The organism is Denitrobacterium sp. (genome assembly GCF_056180635.1).
Map to the genome: position 1 here is coordinate 1 of NZ_JAZZJS010000031.1, position 5,194 is coordinate 5,194.

The window sequence follows — 5,194 nt, forward strand, 5'->3', positions numbered from 1 at the left end:
ACACGGCGCTGTTGATCTTCTTCGCCAGAGCCTCGTCGTTGGTGAGGATGAGGCCGCCACGGGGGCCGCGCAGCGTCTTGTGCGTGGTGGTGGTGACGATATCGGCGTAGGGCACGGGGCTGGGATGCTCGCCCGCGGCAACCAGGCCAGCGATGTGAGCCATGTCGACCATGAGGTACGCGCCAACGCCATGGGCAATCTGCGCGATGCGCTCGAAATCGATGACGCGCGGATACGCGCTAGCGCCAGCGACGATGACCTGCGGCTTCACTTCCTCGGCCTGAGCCTGCAGCGCGTCGTAGTCGATGCGCTCGTCGCTGCCCACGCCATAGGCCTCGACGTGGTAGAGCTTGCCCGAGAAGTTCACGGGGGAACCATGCGTGAGATGGCCGCCGTTGTCGAGGCTCATGCCCAGGATGGTGTCGCCCGGCTTGATGATGGCTGCGTATGCGGCGTAGTTCGCCTGAGCGCCCGAGTGGGGCTGCACGTTGGCGAACTTGGCGCCGAAGAGCTCCTTGGCACGGTCGCGCGCGAGGTCTTCCACGATGTCGACCTTCTCGCAGCCGCCGTAGTAACGCTTGCCCGGATAGCCTTCAGCGTACTTGTTGGTGAGCACGCTGCCCATGGCCTCCATTACCGCAGGTGAAACGATATTCTCGCTAGCAATGAGCTCGATGGTACCGCGCTGACGGGACAGCTCCTGGCTGATAGCGGCAGCAACTTGCGGATCAGTCTTGTCTACAAACTGAAATGGCATGGCGTTCCTTTCGCTCGAAATAGTACGCGTGCCATGCTAGCACTCCCGCGCGAAATGGAAACCCCGATATCGGCTACTACACATAGACAGTGAGAGCAGCGGGGCACAATATAGATAGTGTGGGGCTAGTCGAGTTCCATGATCTTCTGAACGCGGCCAGCGTGGCGGCCGCCACCGAATTCGGTGGAGAGGAACGTGTCGAGGATCTGGCAGTTCGTGTCGAAGTCGACGAAGCGGCCGGAAAGCGTGATGACGTTCGCGTCGTTGTGCTCGCGGCAAAGCGCAGCGAACTGGGGCGTGATGATGTTGGCAGCGCGGATGCCGGGAACCTTGTCGGCAGCGAGCGCCATGCCGATGCCCGTGCCGCACACGAGCACGCCGCGTTCGGCTTCGCCCTGGGCGACGTCCTGCGCAACGGGAAGCGCGAAATCGGGATAGTCGACGCGGTCTTCGCTATCGCACCCGCGGTCGAGCACCATATGACCCTGCTGAACCAAGTATGCCTTCAGCTGTTCCTTCTGCTCGAAGCCGGCGTGATCGGAGCCCATCGAGATAACCATGTGCGCATTCCCTTCGTTAATACGGTGCAGCAGACGCCGCATATGTCTGTTCACGCCGCCATTATAGACACGCGCGGTATACTACTACCAGCAATCAGTCCAAACAGGAAGGTATTAACATGACTGTGCTCGAAGAATTCGGCCCGCGCGTAACCGTCGTCGACCATCCGATGGTGCTGCACAAGCTCGCGATCCTGCGCAGCAAGGATACGCCCTGCAGCCAATTCCGAACGCTCGTTAAGGAACTTTCCCTGTTCGAGGGCTATGAAGCCACGCGCGACCTTAAGCTCGAGGAAGTCGAGGTGGAAACGCCCATCTGCAAGACCACCGGCCATCGCGTCGACGCGGGTCACGATGTTGCCATCGTCCCCATTCTGCGCGCCGGCCTGGGCATGGTCGACGGCATGCTTGAGCTCATCCCCTCGGCCCACATCGGCCATCTGGGCATGTACCGCGACCCGGAAACGCACGTGCCGCACGTGTACTACGGCAAGCTGCCCAACGACATCGCCAACCGCTACGTGCTTGTGGTCGACCCGATGCTCGCCACGGGCGGTTCGTCCATCGATGCCATCCGCTACCTGCGCGAGCAGGGCGTGAAGAGCCTGAAGCTCATGGTGCTCGTGGCCGCTCCCGAAGGTGTGCGCGCCGTGCTCGACGCCGACCCCGACGTGCAGATTTACGCCTGCGCCATCGACGAATGCCTCAACGACGACGCCTATATCGTCCCCGGTCTGGGCGATGCCGGCGACCGCATCTTCGGCACGAAATAGCGCTAACCCGCATACGCGACAAGGGGCGACTTCCACGCGGGAGGTCGCCCCTTTCTTATTGCGCGAACGAGCTGCTAGACGAGCTCCACGTCGAGCGCATCGGCAGTGCCCTGCAAATCTTCGCGCATTTCGGCGATCTTCTGCAGCGCTGCGGCCTTCTGCTCGTCGGTGAGCACCTGCGAGCTTTTCACCTCTTCCTCCAGGCCATCGACGTAGCCCGACTCGAGCGCCAACATCATCTGGAAGGAATCGCGGTCGTCCTGCTGCTGGTCGGTTTGCACGGTCGTGCTGTACGTATCAACAATGTTGTCTTCGGGAGGCGTGATGAGGTACAGCGACCAGAGAATGCCGCCGAAGACGAACACCACCACGAACGCGATGTTCATGATGTCGCGAGGTACGCGCGCGAGCCAGCGTTCCATGAGCGGATACACGAACCACGTAATGACCGAGGCAGCCACGCCGAACGCAAGGGCATTCTGCAGGCACACCTGCCCCATGATGTTGCCGAAGTTGTCGCTGTAGTTCCACAACTGCAAATCGGCGTTCACGATGAGCCCCATCGTGAACTCGATGATCGAACACACGAGCGCGTTCGCCACGAAGCTGATGACGTACGGGACGATACGGTTCTTGAACTTCTTCTTCAGCCACAGCAGCAGCGGATACAGCGCCAGCGCAATGATAACGACTGCCGCGCCCTCCATCGGGAACGGATAGAGCCAGTCGCGCCAGAGCATCGTGTTCGTGGGGTCGTATTCGCCCTGCACGAGGCCCAAGCGGATGAACTGGCACATGCCGGCCTCCATCCAATGGCCCAGCACCGAGAACACGACGAAGTACATGATGAGGTTGCGCACGAACGGCCAGCCGCGGCGATTGACGACGAACTCGTCCTTCTTGGAAACCTCCGAGCTGCGCAGCGAGAGGTCGTTCACCATCGTGGCCTTCGCGCGCTTCGAGAACGCGAAGTAGAAGATGAGGAACAAATAGAACGGCGACCCGAAGAGAATCTGGGCCAGCGAGAAATGCCCCGAAATGATGTCGTAGAGCGAAGGACCGACCATCGCGAAGATCGACATGCAGATCACGAAGGGACGCGTTATCTTGTAGCGGTTCACGAAGAGCCAGAACGCGACGCCCTCGAATACCACCATGAACCATTCGACGATATTCTGGGAGCTGTACACCACCGTGTCGCGTGACGACATGATGAGCGCCAGGAGCGTGAACAGGATGTGCAGCGCGAAAACCACCTGCACGAAGCGCATGAAACCTAGCTTGTTCGGAGCGCTGAACTTAATGTCGTTATACGCCTGGCGAGCAGCGCGCGTGGCGGCGCGATGGTCGGCCTTGGCCTTCTTGCGAGCAGCGCGCTCTTTCTCACGCGCCTCGCGGATTTCGTCGCGATTGCCCCCTTCTTGCGCCCGCGCTCCATCGCGAAGCGCCGCATCGGCGATGGCATCGGATTCCATGGCAATGCCGGCCATGGCAACGGCTTCCGCGGCGCTGAGCTGTGCCTTCTGCGTAATGTGCGCACGGGCAACACGACCCTCGCGGACCCATTCTTCTTCGGCATGCGTAGCGTTTTCCACTTCAGCCATGACGCCCCCTTGCCCGCAGCGAACTCCCCTGCGCACTCCCAAATAATCCCCGTCGATTAATGATGCCTTCACAATAGCATATTGAGGCTCCACGCACTAGCTGCAAGACCCCTAATTCGCCCCTGACGTGCGGGTGCGCTCGATGCAAGAAGCCCAGCCGCTCACCAGCCGCGCACGGGTTACCGCATCCATTTGCGCCGAATAGACATTCTCGATCACGCGCTTGCTGCGAATCTCGTCCATGTCGCTCCAGAAGCCCGTGCACAGGCCCGCCAAGTACGCCGCGCCCGCAGCCGTGGTCTCGGCGTTCGCGGGGCGCACGAGCCTGCAACCTAGGATATCGGCCTGGAACTGCATGAGGAAATCGTTGCGCGCGGCGCCACCGTCGACCGACAGCGTTTCCACGCGAACGCCCGCATCGGCGACCATGCTCGTCATGAGGTCGTTCACCTGGTACGCCAGCGCCTCGAGCGCTGCGCGCACGATGTGGGCGCGGTTCGCGCCACGCGTGAGCCCGTAGATGGCCCCGCGCGCCTGCGCGTCCCAATACGGTGCGCCCAAGCCGGTAAAGGCCGGCACGATATAAACGCCCGCGGTATCGGGGACGCTTCGCGCGAGCTGCTCGCTTTCCGATGCGGAGCCTATCATCTTCAGCTCGTCGCGCAGCCACTGAATGAGCGCACCTGCCATGAACACGCTGCCCTCGAGCGCGTATTCCAGACCCTGCACCCCCGGCTCGCTTGCCGCGATGGTGGTGACGAGGTTGTTCTTCGAGCGAATGGCCTCGGAGCCGGTATGCATGAGCAGAAAGCAGCCCGTGCCATACGTGTTCTTCGCGTCGCCAGGGCGCGTGCAGCACTGCCCGAACAGGGCAGACTGCTGATCGCCCGCAACGCCGCAGATGGGAATACCCTCGGGTACGGCAGGCAGCGGAAATGCCGACGCGGAAGAGGCAGCCGGCACGCTCGACGCGGTAACGCCGTAGCTCGCCGACGACGGGCGCACGTCGGGGAGCATGGCCATGGGCACATCGAACAGCTCGCACAGCCAATCGCTCCACGTGCCCGCATGAATGTCGAACAGCATGGTGCGGCTCGCGTTCGTGTAGTCGGTCGCATGCACCTTGCCGCCCGTGAGGTTCCAAACGAGCCACGTGTCGATCGTTCCGAAGAGAATATCGCCCGCAGCTGCGGCCTCGCGCGCACCAGGGACGTTGTCGAGCAGCCAGGTAATCTTGCTGGCCGAGAAATACGCATCGGGAATGAGACCCGTCGTTGCCGCGATGCGCTCGCGCATTTCGGGAGCCGAGCAGCGCTCTTCGATGATGGGCGCCGTGCGTCGACACTGCCACACAATGGCAGGCGCGATGGGCTCGCCCGTATGGCGGTCCCATAACACCGTCGTCTCACGCTGGTTCGTGATGCCGATGGAATCAACATCGGCTGGCTTCACATCGAACGCGTCCATGACGTCGCGCAGCACCGAAAGCTGGGTGGAAAG

The 5,194-nt window shown here is 61.9% G+C and carries 5 protein-coding genes; 1 reads left to right on the forward strand and 4 read right to left on the reverse strand.

Translation table 11 applies throughout. The features are described 5' to 3' along the window. Together AC04P6_RS02750 and rpiB are read right to left on the reverse strand one after the other, a co-directional pair. On the reverse strand, positions 1-757 hold a 757-nt coding region (locus AC04P6_RS02750), incomplete at its 3' end, for a serine hydroxymethyltransferase (RefSeq protein ID WP_475565060.1). 125 nt (positions 758-882) lie between these two features. Further along, positions 883-1,317 carry a ribose 5-phosphate isomerase B gene (gene rpiB, locus AC04P6_RS02755; RefSeq protein WP_475565061.1) on the reverse strand — a complete coding sequence of 145 codons (435 nt, stop codon included), beginning with the start codon at positions 1,315-1,317 and terminating at the stop codon, positions 883-885. A 119-nt stretch (positions 1,318-1,436) separates the two neighbouring features. On the opposite strand from rpiB, the gene upp reads away from it, so the two are divergent. Further along, a complete protein-coding gene (upp, locus tag AC04P6_RS02760; RefSeq protein WP_475565062.1) occupies positions 1,437-2,090 on the forward strand; it encodes a uracil phosphoribosyltransferase in 654 nt (217 codons plus the stop codon). Between the two features lie 74 nt (positions 2,091-2,164). Here the strand turns inward: upp and AC04P6_RS02765 are convergent, their stop codons facing one another. Further along, complete coding sequence (locus tag AC04P6_RS02765; protein WP_475565063.1) at positions 2,165-3,694, reverse strand: putative ABC transporter permease; 1,530 nt, start codon at positions 3,692-3,694, stop codon at positions 2,165-2,167. A gap of 111 nt (positions 3,695-3,805) precedes the next feature. After that, positions 3,806-5,194: glycerol kinase GlpK (gene glpK, locus AC04P6_RS02770; RefSeq protein ID WP_475565064.1), on the reverse strand; the 1,389-nt coding region annotated here is incomplete at its 5' end.